The organism is Providencia sp. PROV_01 (assembly GCF_053098325.1).
On the sequence record NZ_JBRFKD010000002.1, the window covers coordinates 3654776 to 3673635 of the forward strand.

Sequence of the window (18860 nt, forward strand, 5' to 3'; positions counted from 1 at the left end):
TAAAATAAAATTTTGGTAAATTAACCAATCGCATCTTTCTCTTTCTGATTTCCTCTATGTTTTTTTAAGTACGCTTCTATTTTCTTTTCTACTTTATCATTACATTCTTTTACCCAGATACGGTTATTAGGGTTTTGTTGCTTACATTTATCACCTTCATTTGATATTTTAAGTAAATCAACATATGTATCAAAATTCTTGAGGTAATATGCATCTTGCCCCTTTGGGTTATCTCTTGCGGCCATTTCTAAATAGTATTTAGCTTTATTAAAGTCCTGAGGGATCCCGCCGAGTCCATGTAAATAAATCGTCGAAAGATTTTTTCCTGCTACAATTACCTTATTACCATGAAGGTGGTAAGCTCGTTCATAATATGAAATTGCTTCTGGCATATTTACTTCCCCCCCATTACCATGCTGATAGTTTACCCCTGTAAATAACAGAGCTAACCCATTGTTAGAATTAATTTTTAATACTCTCTTCAAAAAGAAATTTGCCAGTGCACACTCTTCTTTTGCAGCTTTCACATTATGTAAATGCTTAAAATCGGTGCAACCAATTCTGAAAAAAGAAAATAAGGCATAATTATCATCTTCATTATTATTTTTTAATGCCCGATGATATAACTCAAGCACTTGCTGTTGGTTTGCAGGATAAGAAACTTTTTTAGGTAGGTCTGGGTCATAACGTAGTTCTGTTTCATTATACCCAATGGTATATAGACGATCTCTTACAGTTGGAATTAAAGGAGGATTTGTATTCCCTCCCCAAGTTGGAGTCCCGATAATGAACGCTCCTATAACGATAGACCATGAAAGCAACCTCACGAGATTTTTCCTAAATCATTGGTAAAGAGTGAAGTTGCATGAGGATAGCTTGTTATGGTGTCTGCAATTAAAAAGATACAGTCATCATTTGAGGGGAATGAAAAACCAACCATATTATCAATAAATTGATTAAAATTTTGTTGTAAATTAATCGTATTCGCTCGCTGGTGAAATAATACATCAACGACTTCAGTTTGCTTATTATTATCCCAACTTACCTTAGCCATTAATTTATGGAAATTACCATTCTCATCATAAAAATTGAGCTCATTTGCATTCAACTCAATTGCGTTAATGCCCATATTACTTAAATTTGTTAATTCATGGAATTGACTAATACCATCCGAATTTTTATCTTGCCAGACTTTTAACTCCAACCAAAACTTATCACTTGAATTAATAATTCTATCAGTATTACTGTCCAATTCAGATAAAGCAGAAAAGCCATCTTTCAGTCGTGTATTACTAATCTGTAGGCTATTGTTACCAAACAATTCGTTACCTGAATTAATCATGCCATCTTTATTTTTATCCCACACCAGTAATCCATCATCTGGGTGTACCCAGCCTGTTCGCGACTTAATTGCATTTCCTTTAAAATCGAATTCAACGCCAAAACTATCTACTAAAGTTTGTACACTATTACCATCTAAATCAATTACTAATGGTGTTTCGTAATCATCAGCCAAATTGTCTAAATTCTCATAAGCATCATCAGGCCAAAAGGGGATATTAATACCTTGCATGCCTGCTTTTTCTAGCTCTGACTGAACAAATTTACCACACGTTTTTTCCCCAGTTAAACTAAATGGATTATAATTCGGAGGCTGCGTTTTTCCTGTTTTATAATCATGCATAGCCGTATATAGATTATTGAAATGACTAAAAAACTGTTGATTATTTGATGTTATCGTCAATGTGGAAGCACTTTTATAACGAACATGATCATTAAAAGACAAATTATCTTTTGATGACCCCCAATCTTCTCCTGGACTAAGTCCCATGCTAATTTGTTCATAATTATGTGTCACAGGATTAATGCCTCGAATACTAATATAGGTATGTCCCCATTGTGATGTATTCCCCGTGTCTTCTCCTAACTGATTGTAAATTGGACTACCTTTAGGCGCCACATGAATGGTTATGCTGGGTGGCCCTATCTGCATCGGGTCATGACCTGCGCCTAAGTTTCTATGAATATTCATATCTTCTAGTTTATGGATCTGTAGGTGCTTTATTGACTCTGTCATAATACATATTCCTTATGTTATTACTTTGAATAAATCCCTAATATTTCTACAGATTTTTACCTTTATTTTAAATAAATAAATTATTTACCAATTATTTTATATAACCCCCATTTTTATGGGTAAATATTAACCTGCATAAAAAAAAGCAAATTAAATGATTTACTAATAATTTATAAATATAAATAATTACCATTCTTCTCGATAATCGAATGAAAATTGATAATTATATTTATTAAATTTAAATTTATGTTTTATATGCTTTTGAAGATTAGAGGCCCAATCAGAAAGCACATCAAAACAACCATTATTAATAATGTTTTCTTCAGGGTTAATAGTTTTTTCTATAATGCTACCATCATCCCCTAAGTCAAGAGAATACTCTTCACCAACATATTCTTCTGTTTGTTTATCAAACCAAACCAGATGAATTTTTAATCCCATTTTTTCTCCTTATAGATACTTTGTTATATTGCTTTTAGGCGCTTTTATTTTAATTACTCTCGTATTTCAGCCTCTCCACAAAGCTAACAATTAATTATATTTTCTTTATACACTGGACTCAATTGATACTGATTATCATTATTTGTTATGCCCTATATGATTATCTTTTTCTTATTTAAGCTGCATAAAAAAAGAGGGTGGCCTAAGCCACCCTCTTACTCACTTATAATATTAAACTGAATTATTTCAGAACATTATAAATAACAGTTTCACCTGCTTTCACGTCACCTTCAACTAAAATTTCGACGCCAGCAAAATCATCGATATTGCTGATGATAACAGGGCTAATCATTGATTTAGCATTGGCTTCAAGGAACGCGAGGTCTAAGTTCAGGATTGGTGTGCCAGCGGTTACTTCAGCACCTTCTTCCACTAAACGTGCGCAACCTTCGCCTTTCAGTGCAACCGTATCGATCCCCATATGAACAATGAGTTCAACACCGTTTTCTGTTTCAAGGCAGAATGCGTGGTTAGTTTCGAAAATTTTCACCACCGTACCTGACGCCGGCGCTAACACTTCGCTGCTTGTTGGTTTGATGGCAATACCATCGCCCACAATGCGGCTAGAAAACGCTTCATCTGGCACATCGTCAAGGGAGAACACTTGACCACTGACTGGCGCAACCAGAGATAAAATCACATTACCTTTTGTTTTCGCAGGCTCTGCGGCTTTTTTCTCTTCTGCTGCTGCAACTGGTGCAGAACCGGCAATAGGGCCTTTTGCAATTACTTCAGTCATTGCTTTTGCGACCAATTCAGCACGTGTACCGACAATCACTTGCACATTTTGTTTGCTTAAGCGGATAACACCTGAAGCGCCTAAACGTTTAGTCATCGCATCGTTAACAACTGCTGAATCTTTAACGCCTAAACGTAAACGTGTAATACAAGCATCAATACTGACGATGTTATCACTACCACCAACCGCTGCAACATATTGGCGAGCTTCTTTTTGAATATCGCTGTCACTGTTATCGGCAGGGCTAATGCTTTCGTCATAACCATCAATCGTTTCATCACCTGCGCTCTCTTCACGGCCTGGTGTTAACAGGTTGAATTTACGGATCATGAAACGGAAAATGACATAGTAAATGCAAAAGAAGACTAAGCCTTGAACAATCAACATATACCACTGAACGGCTAATGGGTTACGTGATTGCAATAACATATCGACTAAACCTGCGCTGAAACCGAACCCTGAAATCCATTCCATTGTTGCTGCGATATAAACCGAAATACCCGTTAACAATGCGTGGACTACGTACAGAATTGGCGCCACGAACATGAATGAGAATTCAAGTGGTTCAGTGATACCGGTGAAGAATGCCGCAAACGCACCAGCAATCATAATACCAGCCACTTTGGCTTTGTTTTCCGGGCGAGCACAGTGGTAAATCGCTAATGCCGCACCAGGTAAACCAAACATCATGATTGGGAAGAAGCCTGCTTGATAGCGACCAGTGATACCTACCGTTGCCAAGCCGGCATCAATTGACTTAGCGCCGCCTAAGAAGTTCGGAATATCATTGATCCCAGCAACGTCAAACCAGAACACAGAGTTAAGTGCGTGGTGTAGACCAACAGGAATTAATAAACGGTTGAAGAAGGCATAAATACCCGCTCCCACAGAACCTAAATCTTTAATGCTTTCACCGAAAGAAACCAAACCATTATATACCACCGGCCAAACATACATCAGAATGAAGGCTAAGATGATCATTAAGAATGATGTCAAAATCGGCACGAGGCGACGACCGCTAAAGAAAGACAACGCTTTTGGTAGCTCTACGCCACTGTAGCGGTTGTACAATTCAGCAGACAATACCCCAACTAAGATACCCACGAATTGGTTATTTATTTTACCGAATGCCGCAGGAACGCTTTCCAACGGAACATTCATGATCATGGAATAAGATGCTGGCGAACACAGTGTTGTCACGACTAAAAAGCCAACAAAACCGGTCAGCGCAGCCGCACCGTCCTTATCTTTTGACATTCCATAAGCAACACCAATAGCAAACAGTACGGACATATTATCAATAATAGCCGCACCCGATTTTATCAGTAACGCTGCGATTGCACTATTGGCTCCCCAACCATCTGGGTCAATCCAATAGCCAATCCCCATCAGGATTGCTGCGGCTGGTAGTACAGCAACTGGCACCATAAGTGCCCTACCAATCCGCTGTAAGTAGCTAAGAATATTCACAAACTCCCCCTTTATCGCCCTATTTTTGCCCCATTTACGGGATCTTATTGTTCACACACCTAAATCATAATTTAGGTTATTGAGAGTATCAATTTCATAGTCTAAATTAATTGTTTCGCGATGCAAAATAAATAGGTTCGATTTGTGATAAATGTCAACGAAAGAGTTACTGATATGACTAAATTACTAGCTATTATCGAAAACTTATTTTATGATTAAAAATAACTTATTTGTACTATTAACCTGTATATTCTCAGCACACTTGAATGCATGTCCTGAAACAAAAATAGCATGTCAACCAAGTGATAATGCACAATAAATTTGAAGTATAACGAGTATTCCTATATCTAATGAATAACATCAGGGATACATATATACATGAAAGATTTCACAGACTTATTAGAGGTAATTGAGACATGAGGCTAATTCCACTTAATAATGCGCATGATGTTGGCATTTGGTCCGCACAGTATATCGCTGACAAAATCAACGCATTCAACCCTACTGCTGATCGCCCTTTCGTTCTTGGGTTACCAACAGGCGGTACCCCTCTTGCCACTTATAAAGCACTGATTGCTTTATATAACGCAGGAAAAGTTAGTTTTAAGCATGTGGTAACATTTAATATGGATGAATATATTGGTATTCCAGCTAATCATCCTCAAAGCTATCACACATTTATGCATGAAAATTTCTTTAACCACATCGACATTCAAGCGCAAAATATTAATTTACTGAATGGTAATGCCCCAGATGTTGATGCGGAATGCCAACGTTATGAAGATAAAATTAAATCTTACGGCAAAATTAATTTATTTATGGGCGGCGTAGGTAACGACGGTCACATTGCTTTTAATGAACCCGGTTCTTCATTGAACTCACGCACCCGCATTAAAACATTGACACCAGAAACGCGCCAAGCTAACTCACGTTTCTTTGATAATGATATCAATCAAGTACCAAAATTTGCTTTAACTGTCGGTGTCGCCACATTAATGGATGCTGAAGAGTTAATGGTACTTGCAACGGGTGCGAATAAAGCGAACGCAGTTCATGCCGCAGTTGAAGGTTCAATTAACCATATGTGGACAGTGAGCTGCGTGCAAATGCACCCAAAAGCACTGGTCGTCTGTGATGAACCCGCAACACTCGAATTAAAAGTTAAAACGCTTAAATATTTCAAACAGCTAGAATCTGAAATTATTGAAAAGTTTAACTAAGATTATATTTATCAATCACCCGATCAGCGAAGGCTGATCGGTGACCCACTTTCCAGAGGTCAGGAGTTTTAAGCCATGTATGCATTAACAAATTGCATTATTTATACAGGTCATGAAAGACTGGATAACCATGCGGTCGTCATTGATGGTGAAATCATCAAAGATGTTTGTCCTGTCTCTGAATTACCTTCCCATATTCCACAACATGACCTACAAGGTGCGACGTTATCTGCAGGGTTTATTGACCTGCAAGTCAACGGCTGTGGTGGTGTCCAATTCAATGATAATAAAGAAAATGTCACATTAAAGAATTTGGATATCATGCAAAAAGCCAATGAGCGTACAGGATGTACCAGTTACCTGCCAACGCTGATTACCTGCTCTGACGAATTGATGAAGCATGGTATTGAGGTCATGACTGAGTACTTAAAAGACCACAAGAACCAAGCTCTCGGGCTCCATTTAGAAGGCCCATATATTAATGTTATTAAAAAAGGCACACATAACCCTGAATTTATCCGCCAACCATCCGCGCAGATGATTGATTATTTAGCTGCTCATGCAGACTCCATCACTAAAATCACTTTAGCGCCTGAAATGGTTGAACTTGATTACATTCATCAATTGAAAGATTCCGGCATTGTTATTTCTGCTGGGCATTCAAATGCAACGTATGAAGAGGCTAAACTGGGCTTTAAAGCCGGAATTCGCTTTTCAACGCATCTTTTCAACGCCATGCCATATATTTCAGGCCGTGGCCCCGGTTTAGTTGGTGCTATTTATGACACTCCTGAAGTGTATGCAGGAATTATTGCTGATGGCTTACATGTTCAGTGGGCAAATATCCGTAATAGTAAGCACTTAAAAGGTGATAAATTAATTTTAGTGACTGATGCCACAGCGCCGGCAGGAATAGATCCTCAAACTGGTGAAATGGATCATTTTATCTTCGCGGGTAAAACCATATACTACCGCGATGGATTATGTGTAGATGAAAATGGCACACTCAGCGGCTCGTCACTCACCATGATAGAAGCAGTGAGAAACAGTGTAGAGTACGTGGGTATTCCATTAGATGAAACACTGAGAATGGCAACGCTCTACCCCGCAAGAGCCATTGGAGTTGATGAGACTTTAGGGTCTATTGCTCCGGGTAAAATTGCGAATTTAACCGCGTTTAACCACGACTTCGACGTCCTTGCAACCTATGTTAACGGAGCAGAAGTCTACAAAAAATGAGTAACTAGCTAATGAATCAAAGCCACTCGCTGAAGCAAATTGGTAATATTGATCTCGTCAAACAACTAAATAGCGCTGTCGTCTATAGTTTAATTGACCAACATGGCCCGATATCAAGAATTCAAATCGCGGAGCAAAGCCAACTTGCCCCAGCCAGTGTGACTAAAATCACTCGCCAGTTACTCGAACGTGGTTTAATTAAAGAAGTTGACCAACAGGCCTCTACTGGAGGCCGTCGTGCCATATCTATTGTTTCTGAACACAAAAATTTTCACACGATTGGCGTCCGCTTAGGGCGCTATGATGCCACCATCGCCTTATACGACTTAGGTGGCAAAATGATTGTCGATGCCCATTACCCTATCACAGAGCCTTCTCAGCAAGCCGTAGAACAAAAGTTGATTGCCGCTCTTGAAGATTTTATTGAGCACAATCACAAGCGCTTAAAAGAGCTGATCGCGATTTCTATTATTCTCCCTGGACTAGTTAACCCAAATAGTGGGATTGTTTACTACATGCCACATATCAAGGTCGACAATTGGCATCTCATCGACAATTTACAAGCACACTTTAAAATTACCTGTTATGCAGGGCATGATATTCGCAGCCTAGCCCTCGCTGAGAGCTATTTTGGTGCTACTCGTGATTGCGAAGACTCTCTACTAGTTCGCATCCACAGAGGCGCAGGGGCGGGTTTAGTCATCAATAAAGAGATATTACTCAACCATCGAGGTAACCTCGGGGAAATTGGGCATATTCAAGTTGACCCTCTTGGCGAACTTTGCCATTGCGGTAATTTTGGTTGTTTAGAAACCATTGCCTCAAACCAAGCGATTGAAGCCCGCGTAAAACAGCGTTTAGAACAAGGCTATTCGAGCTCCCTTACATTGGAAACTTGTACGATTTCCCATATTTGCCAAGCCGCTAATAAGGGAGATCCTCTTGCTACGGAAGTTATCCAGCACGTTGGCCGGCAAATCGGTAAAGCGATAGCTATCTCTATAAACTTATTTAACCCTGAAAAAGTCGTTATTGCAGGCGATATCACGGAAGCAGAACAAATTCTGTTACCCGCAATTCAAAGCTGCATTGATACACAAGCCTTAAAAGGATTTAGAGAGAATCTTCCCATCGTCACATCGCAGCTAGTTCATAACTCGGCAATAGGCGCTTTCGCACTCACTAAACGCGCGATGCTCAATGGTGAATTATTACAAAAACTGTTTGAAAGCTAATTTTTGGCGTGTTTTTTTAAAGCAGGTTGAGATACCTGCTTTTTTATTGTCTATAAACTGAACGCTGCATTCCATACATCACTTTTAGCATACTCCCCATTCCTCCGTTTTGTTCCCCCACACAAATTTTTTAGCTCTTTCGCTGTTTTATTTCACACCATAACCAAATTACATTTATCTAGCGTCTAAGACAAAAAGTGATTTTTTTCAAATACGGGCTTGTTTTTTGCTGGCTTTATCGACAAAATGATTATTCAACAAACAAACAGTCACGTTTTCTGAAAAATAGTGCAAAAAGCTGTTGACTGTCGGGTCTGTAATTAGCATAATGCGCCCCGCAACGCCGACGAAGGTTATGCAAAAAAAGATGGCTATGTAGCTCAGCTGGTTAGAGCACAACACTCATAATGTTGGGGTCACAGGTTCGAATCCCGTCATAGCCACCATTATTTGCGGGAGTGGCGAAATTGGTAGACGCACCAGATTTAGGTTCTGGCGCCGCAAGGTGTGCAAGTTCAAGTCTTGTCTCCCGCACCATTTTCCTTCTCGGTAGCATTGAATTTAAGATTGGGGTATCGCCAAGCGGTAAGGCACCAGGTTTTGATCCTGGCATTCCCAGGTTCGAATCCTGGTACCCCAGCCATCTTAAAACAATCAATAGTAGAATTCCCGGATGGGGTATCGCCAAGCGGTAAGGCACCAGGTTTTGATCCTGGCATTCCCAGGTTCGAATCCTGGTACCCCAGCCATCTACTATCCTACCTAGAGTTGCACAATTCATTTCAAAGAAATTATATATGGCTATGTAGCTCAGTTGGTTAGAGCACAACACTCATAATGTTGGGGTCACAGGTTCGAATCCCGTCGTAGCTACCATTTCTTTTGTTGGGGTATCGCCAAGCGGTAAGGCACCAGGTTTTGATCCTGGCATTCCCAGGTTCGAATCCTGGTACCCCAGCCATTCTCTTTTCAATATCACTTAAATTAACGCCTATTCTCTCTTTCTCTGCCTAAACTATCTTAATTTTGCTTATCGATTTTATTGATAAATTAAATAAAAAATAAAAAAATAGCAGATAACTCCATTTTTTAATAGGTTGAGGCTTCATCTCTACTGTTTTTTATATTTCTATCTCTATTTTTAGCTTAAATGATGACTTTTTGGTAGTTTCTTTATTTATTTAATTCCAATATTATCGGATAACCAATAGCTTAATCGCTTAAAGTGATATTAAAGCAACATTTAGCTCATAAAATTTACGTTTGCATAACTTTTCTATCAAATATGTGACTTCAATCATTTCTCTATAACTGCTGAAAGTGGTAATCTGCGCTCGAATTGTAGTTAGGTATGATTATTACCAGTTAAATTATTATCAACCTCTGGTACTAATAGATTCAGCCCCTTCTTCCATTCCAACTAAATTAGTTCTCAGAAACTCTAATAAAAGTTTTAAACCTAATAATTATAAATTGCCAAACGCAACATTTTTACAGAGAAAATTTATGCGAAACATGATAAAGCAACCAATATATAAGATTTTATATGTTCAGGTAATCGTAGCCATCGTTCTGGGTATCGCACTTGGCCACTTTTTTCCAGACATTGGAGAATCATTAAAACCGCTTGGTGATGCATTCATCAAAATCGTTAAAATGATTATTGCGCCAGTTATCTTCTTAACTGTTGTTACTGGTATATCTGGCATGTCAAACATGAAGGCCGTTGGTAGCGTCGCAGGTAAAGCGATGCTCTACTTCATCACTTTCTCGACCATCGCCCTCGTCATCGGTCTTATCGTCGCGAATATCATTCGCCCAGGTTCAGGCCTTAATATTGATCCGGCAACCCTTGATAGCACTAAAGTTGCCACCTACGTTGAAAAAGCACACGAATCTTCGATAGTTGGCTTCTTGATGAATATCATCCCTGATACCGTCATTAGTCCATTAGTAAACGGCAACATCCTGCAAGTTCTATTTATTGCTGTCATTTTCGGATTAGCATTAGCTGCAACAGGTAAACACGGCGAGCCCATTGTAAAACTACTACAAAACTTCTCTGAGCCTGTGTTCAAAATGGTTGCGATGCTCATGAAACTCGCACCTATCGGGGCATTTGGCGCAATGGCATTTACTATTGGTAAATATGGAATATCCTCTATCGGCAACTTAATGATGCTGATTATGACGTTCTATATTACCTCACTGTTGTTCGTCTTACTTGTTCTGGGTGCAGTTGCTAAATACAACGGCTTCTCCATCATTGCGCTAATTAAATATATCAAAGACGAGCTATGGTTAGTTTTAGGTACCTCTTCTTCCGAAGCGGCACTGCCAAGCTTAATGCGCAAAATGGAGCATGCAGGGTGTGAAAAATCGGTTGTCGGGTTAGTTATCCCAACGGGTTATTCATTCAATCTTGATGGTACGAATATTTATATGACGATGGCTGCATTGTTTATTGCCCAAGCCACTAATATTGAGCTCACTATTTGGCAACAAATTTCGTTGCTGTTAGTTGCGATGATCAGCTCAAAAGGTGCAGCTGGTGTGACGGGTGCAGGGTTTATTACCTTAGCAGCCACACTGATGGTGGTGCCAAGCGTTCCTGTCGCAGGTATGGCGCTTATTTTAGGTATCGACCGTTTTATGTCTGAGTGCCGTGCATTAACTAACTTAGTGGGTAACGCATGTGCGTGTATCGTTGTTGCGCGTTGGGAAAAAGAACTCGACACAGAAAAACTGGCTCATGCATTTTCAGCAAAAAATGAAACATTAGATTCAGTGATTACTGAAGATGACAGCATCAATACAGACACAAGTAATATTCAGCCGGTTGATTTAGCTAATAATAAATAACCATAACTTCTTCACTTAATAATAAATAGGCCGCTAATTAGCGGCCTATTTATTATATTCAAGATAATTTCTATAAACCTAAAGCATACTTCAACGCCAGCTTTTTCGCTTCTCCAGCACGCTGTGCCGCCATCAACCCAAGGTTCCTAACTATTTTCAATCCTGGTAACTTTTCACTAAATGCCATATAAAATACGTCCATTCCAGCTTGCATAATTAAATTATCAGGCAAACGACGGCGTTGATAACGCTTCAATACATCAAGGGAATGCCAAGGTTGTATGTATTCGCGCGCGTAAATCACTTCTTTCAACAACGCATCAACATCTCGGTAGCCTAAATTCACTCCCTGCCCCGCTAATGGATTAATGGTATGAGCGGCATCACCAATCAATGCTAATCCATCTATTACATAGCGACGAGCATGATGACGAGTCAGTGGAAATGCCCCTGACGCAATTGCGGTAACAGGCCCTAAACGTTCAGGGAAAGCTTCAGAAATCGCTCCCGTCAACTGTTCCATTGACATGCCTTGTAAACGCCTAATCTTTGCAGGGCTGTCATACCAGACTAATGAAGCCCAATTATCATACAGCGGTAAAAATGCCCTAGGCCCTGATGGAAAAAACTGCTGCCATGTTTTATCTTGCTGAGACTGCTGTGTTTGAATGCTAATCAACATACATGATTGGCGATACTGCCAGCCACGGCTACCAATCCCTGCCATTTTGCGGACCTGCGAATTCGCGCCATCAGCTCCAATAACAAGCTTAGCTTGCAGAGCTCGGCCATCATCTAATGCTAATATCCACTCTTCTTGTGACTTAGGTTGGTATAAATTGATAAGTCTCGCAGGGCAGACAAGGTCTAGATTGCTGTATTTTTCACATTCTTGCCATAATGCAAGCTGTAACACACGGTTTTCTACCATAAACCCAAGTTCAGGCAACCCAAGACTCTGAGCATCAAAAACCACATTGCTCTCTGGCTCTTCCCATGTTTCTAACTGACGATATGGAGCACTTCGCATTGCCTTAACATGTTGCCAAGCCCCTAATTGCTCCAACAATTCAACAGAAGCACGGCTAATCGCAGAAATACGAACATCTGGAGCACTTTGTGGGGCAAAGGCCGCAGGTTGTGCTTTTTCAAGCAAAGCGACTCGCATGCCTTCTTGAGCAAAGCCCAATGCTGCTGCCGCGCCAGTCATACCTGCGCCAACGACGACAACATCATAAGATTCGATTAATTTATTCATACGTTCGCTACTATTTATTGTTTAATAAAGATTGTTGTTTGATAACAGTGACCACGTTGATAAAGGTATTGTACCGAAAAATGATGATCCTCACAGGAAATATAAGCATTGAAGGCTTAGAGGTTATTCGCGCCCTTCATCTTTATAACCTTACAAACAGTGTATTTTGCCGAAAACACTTTAATTTGCACAAAAAACAACCACAATTTTGCAACATCCTCTGGTCACTGATGCCGCAAATGAATACAATACGTGCTAATTTTAAAACAATAGGCAAATTGCCTGCCCTTAGATTTCGTGTGGTGATATTATTTTAAATATCTTTGCATTTATCCCATCATACAATGATGTCCTTAATCAAAATGCATGCGAGTTCCCAAATATAAAGGGTAGGACTTTGGATTTACAACGCGTTTCGGAGTCCATTACACTAGCCGCTTCGAAAACACCGGATATACGACATGTCGACGAATAAAAAGCTATACATTAAAACTTGGGGTTGCCAGATGAATGAGTATGACTCATCCAAAATGGTTTCTTTATTAGAAAATACCCATGGTTATCAACTCACTGAAATTGCTGAAGAAGCAGATTTATTACTGCTTAATACCTGTTCAATTCGTGAAAAAGCACAAGAAAAAGTCTTCCATCAACTTGGTCGTTGGAAGTTTTTTAAAGACAAAAACCCTGACATTATTATTGGTGTAGGCGGCTGTGTCGCTTCACAAGAAGGGGATTTTATTCGCCAACGTGCACCAAGCGTTGACATCGTTTTCGGCCCGCAAACTTTGCACCGTTTGCCTGAGATGATTAACCAAGTTCAAGGTACGCGCAGCCCAGTTATTGATATCAGCTTCCCTGAAATTGAAAAATTTGACCGTTTACCCGAACCTCGTGCTGAAGGGCCAACGGCTTTCGTTTCGATTATGGAAGGCTGTAATAAGTATTGCACCTTCTGCGTAGTGCCTTATACCCGTGGTGAAGAAGTTAGCCGCCCTTGTGATGATATTCTATTTGAAATCGCACAGTTAGCTGCACAAGGTGTGCGTGAAGTTAACTTACTGGGTCAAAACGTGAATGCTTACCGCGGTGAGACCTTTGATGGTGAAATTTGCTCATTTGCAGAATTACTGCGTTTAGTTGCAGCTATTGATGGTATCGACCGTGTTCGCTTTACCACTAGCCACCCAATTGAATTTACTGACGATATCATCGAAGTTTACCGGGATACTCCAGAATTAGTCAGCTTCTTGCATCTACCCGTGCAAAGTGGCTCAGACCGCGTTCTAACGATGATGAAACGTGCTCATACGGCACTTGAATACAAAGCCATTATTCGCAAACTACGCGAAGCACGCCCTGGTATTCTTATCAGTTCAGACTTTATCGTGGGCTTCCCCGGTGAAACAACCGAAGACTTCGAAAAAACCATGAAACTGATTGCTGACGTGAATTTTGACATGAGCTACAGCTTTGTTTATTCCGCACGTCCTGGCACACCCGCTGCAGATTTACCTGACGACGTAACGGAAGATGAGAAAAAACAGCGTCTATACTTACTGCAACAGCGCATTAATCAGCAGGCATTAAGCTTCAGCCGCCAAATGGTGGGAACCATTCAACGTATCTTAGTTGAAGGAACATCGCGTAAAAATGTTATGGAGCTGTCTGGACGTACTGAAAATAACCGTGTTGTGAACTTTGAAGGTACACCGGATATGATTGGTAAATTTGTGGATGTCGAAATTGTGGATGTTTATACCAACTCATTACGCGGTAAAGTCATTCGTACAGAAGATCAAATGGGTCTTCGCGTTCATGAATCGCCAGAGTCTGTTATTGCACGCACCCGTAAAGAAGATGAGCTAGGTGTTGGTAGTTTTCAGCCCTAAGCCACAACCATAGGATATTCAGTGACCGAGACAAAAAATTTGCAAATCGCAACACAAGAAATCTTTCTAGAACCCGCAGATAACCAACGTTTAATGAGCCTCTGCGGGCCATTTGACGATAATATCAAGCAGCTAGAACGCCGCCTTGCTATCGAAATTAATCGCCGTGATAACCGTTTTAAGTTATCGGGTAAGCCGCTGAACGTTCAAGCGGCCAGCAAAATTTTGCGTCAACTGTATGTTGATACCGCGCCTGTGCGCGGTGTTATCCCTAATATCGACCCTGAAAATATTCACTTAGCCATTCTGGATAGCCGTGTTTTAGAGCAATCCGCCGATAGCGTTCCTGACTACGGTAAAGCGGTGAATATTAAGACTAAACGTGGTGTGATCAAACCACGCACCCCAAATCAAGCGCAATATATCGCCAATATTTTAGACCATGATATTACGTTTGGCATTGGCCCTGCGGGAACTGGGAAAACCTATTTAGCGGTAGCCGCGGCAGTTGATGCCTTAGAACGCCAAGAAGTTCGCCGCATTCTGCTTACGCGCCCTGCTGTTGAAGCAGGTGAAAAACTTGGTTTTTTACCGGGCGACCTCAGCCAAAAAGTCGACCCTTACCTGCGCCCACTTTATGATGCGCTATTCGAAATGTTAGGCTTTGAAAAAGTTGAAAAACTGATTGAGCGTAATGTTATCGAAGTCGCGCCGCTGGCCTATATGCGTGGCCGTACGTTGAATGATGCTTTTATTATTTTAGATGAGAGCCAAAACACCACCATCGAGCAGATGAAGATGTTTTTAACACGTATTGGCTTTAATTCTAAAGCGGTTGTGACGGGAGATATTACTCAGGTTGACTTGCCTCGCGGTAGTAAATCAGGATTACGTCATGCCATTGAAGTGCTCTCCGAAGTCGATGATTTAAGCTTCAATTTCTTCCACAGTGAAGATGTGGTTCGTCATCCTGTTGTTGCCAAAGTCGTCATGGCTTATGAAGCATGGGAAGAACAAGACAATAAACGTCGCCAACAGTTACGTGAAGAAAAAGAACAGCAAAAGCAATTTGAAAAGCAGGAAAATCTATAAATGAGTGACATTATTCTCGATTTACAAATTGCGTGCGAAAACCCTGAAGGCTTGCCTCCTGAAGCCGAATTTCAGCGTTGGTTAACAGCTGTTTTGCCTAAATTTCAAGCACAAAGTGAAGTCACTATTAGGGTGGTTGATGAACCCGAAAGCCATCACTTAAACTTAACCTATCGTGGCAAAGACAAACCGACCAACGTGTTGTCATTCCCCTTTGAGGCTCCGCCAGAAATTGAGCTGCCTTTGCTCGGTGATTTAATTATCTGTCGCCAAGTTGTTGAGCAAGAAGCTATCGAGCAACAAAAAACGGCAGAAGAACACTGGGCTCATATGGTCGTTCATGGTTGCCTTCATCTTTTAGGCTATGATCATATTGAAGATGATGAAGCAGAAGAAATGGAAAGTTTAGAAACCGAAATTCTGGCTGAATTAGGCTACGAAGACCCATATCTTGCAGAAAAAGAGTGACCTAACTATAATTTTTTGAGATATCTTTCTCAAAGAAAGCATTATTTTACAAAAAACTGACGGTTATTTTGCAGATAAACCGTCAATTTTGTGCTAAAAAAGAATGTAGCAAACTGTTTTTATTAACTAACCTAAGCTCCAAATACTTTGACTTGGGCTACTTTTGGTACCAAGTGCAGCCAACAACGCTGCAGTTCGAGATACGACGAGTGAATACTCTAAATAATTCGAATTGCAGCTAAGCGGCAAGCTAGGATATCTCGATGAGCATACATAAGTATGTGATTCGAGTAGCCGAGTGCAGCCAACAACGCTGCGGTTCGAAGTATGACGAGTATTTTTTGAGGAAAAAAAAATTAACCGCCATGAGCGACGATAACTCTTCGAGTAGCGATAACCCTGGTCCTAAGAAAGGGTTCTTTGCACTGTTAAATCACCTATTTCATGGTGAACCTAAAAATCGTGATGATTTGGTCGAATTAATCCGCGACTCTGAACAGAACGATTTGATCGATCCTGACACCCGCGAAATGCTTGAAGGGGTAATGGATATCGCGGATCAACGCGTGCGCGACATTATGATCCCGCGTTCCCAAATTGTTACCTTAAAACGTAATCAAACGCTTGATGAGTGCCTTGATGTCATTATTGACTCTGCTCACTCACGCTTCCCTGTTATTAGTGAAGACAAAGACCATATCGAAGGGTTATTGATGGCAAAAGATTTACTGCCATTTATGCGTACCGACGCAGAGCCTTTTAGTATCGATAAGGTATTACGCCAAGCGGTTGTTGTACCTGAAAGTAAGCGAGTAGACAGACTACTCAAAGAATTCCGCTCTCAACGCTATCATATGGCTATCGTTATTGATGAGTTTGGTGGTGTTTCTGGTCTAGTAACCATTGAAGATATTTTAGAGCTCATCGTAGGCGAAATCGAAGACGAGTATGACGACCAAGACGATGTTGATGTTCGCCAGCTTAGCCGCCATTCTTATTCTGTCCGCGCCCTGACGCAGATTGAAGATTTCAATGAAGCCTTTGGGACTCATTTTAGTGACGAAGAAGTTGATACGGTCGGTGGCCTCGTTATGCAAGCCTTTGGTCATCTACCTTCTCGTGGTGAAACCATAACCATAGACAACTATCAATTTAAAGTTGCGATGGCAGATAGTCGCCGGATCCTTCTGCTTCACGTAAAAATCCCAGACGACGCGCCAGTTCCAACTTTGGAAGAAGAAAAGACTTAATGAACTCAACGTCTATTTATCAAAGTCAGCGGTTGCGGTTACTGCTGGCTTTAATTTTCGGAGCCAGTGGAACGCTGGCTTTTTCGCCTTTTGACATCTGGCCTGCCGCACTACTTTCTATCCTTTTCCTCCAATTACTGACCTTGCAGCGCACGGTCAAGCAATCTTTTGCTATCGGCTTTGCTTGGGGATTTGGCTTATTCGGTAGTGGCGTTAACTGGGTTTACGTCAGCATTGCAGATTTTGGCGGCATGCCAGGCCCTGTTAACGTATTTATTGTTATTCTTTTAGCGGCATACCTTTCTCTTTATACTGGGCTTTTTGGCGCATTGATGGCTAAATTTGCCCCACATGCCAATATTTGGCGTTTAGTCTTTTTTGCCCCAGCACTGTGGCAGGTTACTGAGTTTTTACGTGGTTGGGTTCTCACTGGTTTTCCATGGCTGCAATTTGGTTATAGCCAAATTGATGGGCCGATGAAAGCTCTCGCTCCTATATTTGGGGTGGAAATGATTACGTTGCTATTATTTAGCATCAGTGGTCTGCTAGTACTCGCTATCCTACGCCGCAGCTTTATCGCGCTCGCTGTTGCGGCTGCCTTAATTTTTGCCCCATTAATTGCCAAAAATGTACAATGGTTTACCTCCCTTGAAGACAAGAAAATGGAAGTGGCACTGGTTCAAGGCAACATTCCCCAATCAATGAAGTGGGAAGCCAGCTTCTTACAACAAACCAAAGACACCTATATGGAGCTCTCTCGCCCTTATATCGGTAAAGCGTCTTTGATTGTTTGGCCTGAATCGGCAGTACCTTCCGTTGAGCTCGACAACCAAACGTGGCTTAAATCTCTCGACCAATTACTGGCAGAGTCGAACACTCAGTTAATTACGGGTATTGTGGATGCACGCCCGATGGATGGTGAATATACTTTTTATAATACAATCATTGTATTAGGCGATAAAAAACCGTATTTATATCCATCTAAAAACCGCTATAACAAACACCATTTAGTGCCATTTGGTGAATATGTACCTTTAGAAGATTTACTGCGCCCTATCGCACCGTTCTTTAATTTGCCGATGTCGGGTTTTAGCCGTGGCGATTATGAACAAGCGCAATTAGCAGTTGGTAATATTCATCTAACGGCTGCGATTTGCTATGAAATTATTTTAGGTACACAGGTCAGAGATAACTTTAAGCCTGATAGCGACTACTTACTTACTGTTTCAAATGATGCGTGGTTTGGAAAATCCATAGGCCCTTGGCAACACTTCCAAATGGCACGGATGCGTTCTTTGGAGTTAGGCCGCCCACTGTTGCGCTCAACCAATAATGGTATCACCGCAGTGATCAGTGCAGATGGCTCTATTCAGGATATGCTGCCACAATTTAAAACGGCAACACTGGCTACTGAAGTCACCCCAACAACAGGGCTGACTCCTTACGCACGTTGGAGTAATTATCCGATGTGGGGAGTGGTCGTGGTATTTGGTATTCTCGGTTTTGCTATGAATAGGCGTCAAAAGTAACGATGTTAACCCCACCTCGATGTCTATA

14 protein-coding genes and 6 tRNA genes are annotated in these 18860 nt (G+C 40.9%); 15 read left to right on the forward strand and 5 right to left on the reverse strand.

The window, feature by feature from the left end:
- Positions 1 to 20: 20 nt before the first annotated feature.
- The 4 genes from ACU696_RS17760 to nagE all read right to left on the reverse strand — a co-directional run bounded on the left by ACU696_RS17760 (position 21) and on the right by nagE (position 4787).
- Positions 21 to 827 (reverse strand): sel1 repeat family protein, encoded by an 807-nt coding sequence (locus ACU696_RS17760; protein WP_226537870.1) that lies wholly within the window; start codon positions 825 to 827, stop codon positions 21 to 23.
- Entirely contained in the window at positions 824 to 2077 is a 1254-nt protein-coding gene (locus tag ACU696_RS17765) for a hypothetical protein (protein WP_272659368.1), read from the reverse strand. The genes ACU696_RS17760 and ACU696_RS17765 overlap by 4 nt, the downstream gene beginning before the upstream one ends.
- 186 nt (positions 2078 to 2263) lie before the next feature.
- Positions 2264 to 2518 (reverse strand): colicin E3-like toxin immunity protein, encoded by a 255-nt coding sequence (locus ACU696_RS17770; protein ID WP_209101153.1) that lies wholly within the window; start codon positions 2516 to 2518, stop codon positions 2264 to 2266.
- Between the two features lie 241 nt (positions 2519 to 2759).
- Entirely contained in the window at positions 2760 to 4787 is a 2028-nt protein-coding gene (gene nagE, locus ACU696_RS17775) for an N-acetylglucosamine-specific PTS transporter subunit IIBC (RefSeq protein WP_209101150.1), read from the reverse strand.
- A 416-nt stretch (positions 4788 to 5203) separates the two neighbouring features.
- Here nagE and nagB point away from each other — a divergent pair, with 416 nt between their 5' ends.
- The 10 genes from nagB to ACU696_RS17825 all read left to right on the forward strand — a co-directional run bounded on the left by nagB (position 5204) and on the right by ACU696_RS17825 (position 11343).
- Entirely contained in the window at positions 5204 to 6007 is an 804-nt protein-coding gene (gene nagB / locus ACU696_RS17780) for a glucosamine-6-phosphate deaminase (RefSeq protein WP_004909001.1), read from the forward strand.
- Between the two features lie 75 nt (positions 6008 to 6082).
- Complete coding sequence (nagA, locus tag ACU696_RS17785; RefSeq protein ID WP_004908999.1) at positions 6083 to 7246, forward strand: N-acetylglucosamine-6-phosphate deacetylase; 1164 nt, start codon at positions 6083 to 6085, stop codon at positions 7244 to 7246.
- Positions 7247 to 7257: 11 nt separating this feature from the next.
- Complete coding sequence (gene nagC, locus ACU696_RS17790; RefSeq protein ID WP_115167741.1) at positions 7258 to 8481, forward strand: DNA-binding transcriptional regulator NagC; 1224 nt, start codon at positions 7258 to 7260, stop codon at positions 8479 to 8481.
- 369 nt (positions 8482 to 8850) lie between these two features.
- A tRNA-Met gene (locus tag ACU696_RS17795) sits at positions 8851 to 8927 on the forward strand.
- Between the two features lie 6 nt (positions 8928 to 8933).
- Positions 8934 to 9018 (forward strand) — tRNA-Leu (locus ACU696_RS17800).
- A 31-nt stretch (positions 9019 to 9049) separates the two neighbouring features.
- A tRNA-Gln gene (locus ACU696_RS17805) sits at positions 9050 to 9124 on the forward strand.
- 31 nt (positions 9125 to 9155) lie between these two features.
- Positions 9156 to 9230, forward strand: a tRNA-Gln gene (locus ACU696_RS17810).
- A 50-nt stretch (positions 9231 to 9280) separates the two neighbouring features.
- Positions 9281 to 9357, forward strand: a tRNA-Met gene (locus tag ACU696_RS17815).
- A gap of 10 nt (positions 9358 to 9367) precedes the next feature.
- Positions 9368 to 9442 (forward strand) — tRNA-Gln (locus ACU696_RS17820).
- A gap of 545 nt (positions 9443 to 9987) precedes the next feature.
- On the forward strand, positions 9988 to 11343 hold the full coding sequence (locus tag ACU696_RS17825) for a dicarboxylate/amino acid:cation symporter (RefSeq protein WP_109912839.1): 1356 nt from the start codon (positions 9988 to 9990) through the stop codon (positions 11341 to 11343).
- 70 nt (positions 11344 to 11413) lie between these two features.
- Here the strand turns inward: ACU696_RS17825 and ubiF are convergent, their stop codons facing one another.
- Positions 11414 to 12601, reverse strand: a complete 1188-nt coding sequence (gene ubiF / locus ACU696_RS17830) for a 3-demethoxyubiquinol 3-hydroxylase (RefSeq protein ID WP_209101147.1) — start codon at positions 12599 to 12601, stop codon at positions 11414 to 11416.
- Positions 12602 to 13062: 461 nt separating this feature from the next.
- Between ubiF and miaB the strand changes: the two genes are divergently transcribed.
- The 5 genes from miaB to lnt all read left to right on the forward strand — a co-directional run bounded on the left by miaB (position 13063) and on the right by lnt (position 18832).
- The gene (miaB, locus tag ACU696_RS17835; RefSeq protein WP_004908990.1) at positions 13063 to 14493 is read left to right on the forward strand and encodes a tRNA (N6-isopentenyl adenosine(37)-C2)-methylthiotransferase MiaB; all 1431 of its coding nucleotides are present in this window, start codon (positions 13063 to 13065) and stop codon (positions 14491 to 14493) included.
- Between the two features lie 39 nt (positions 14494 to 14532).
- Positions 14533 to 15585 carry a PhoH family protein gene (locus tag ACU696_RS17840; RefSeq protein ID WP_209101634.1) on the forward strand — a complete coding sequence of 351 codons (1053 nt, stop codon included), beginning with the start codon at positions 14533 to 14535 and terminating at the stop codon, positions 15583 to 15585.
- Positions 15586 to 16053 carry an rRNA maturation RNase YbeY gene (ybeY, locus tag ACU696_RS17845; protein ID WP_004908987.1) on the forward strand — a complete coding sequence of 156 codons (468 nt, stop codon included), beginning with the start codon at positions 15586 to 15588 and terminating at the stop codon, positions 16051 to 16053.
- Positions 16054 to 16418: 365 nt separating this feature from the next.
- On the forward strand, positions 16419 to 17303 hold the full coding sequence (corC, locus tag ACU696_RS17850) for a CNNM family magnesium/cobalt transport protein CorC (protein ID WP_004908986.1): 885 nt from the start codon (positions 16419 to 16421) through the stop codon (positions 17301 to 17303).
- A complete protein-coding gene (gene lnt, locus ACU696_RS17855) occupies positions 17303 to 18832 on the forward strand; it encodes an apolipoprotein N-acyltransferase (protein ID WP_123382158.1) in 1530 nt (509 codons plus the stop codon). The genes corC and lnt overlap by 1 nt, the downstream gene beginning before the upstream one ends.
- Positions 18833 to 18860: the final 28 nt, after the last annotated feature.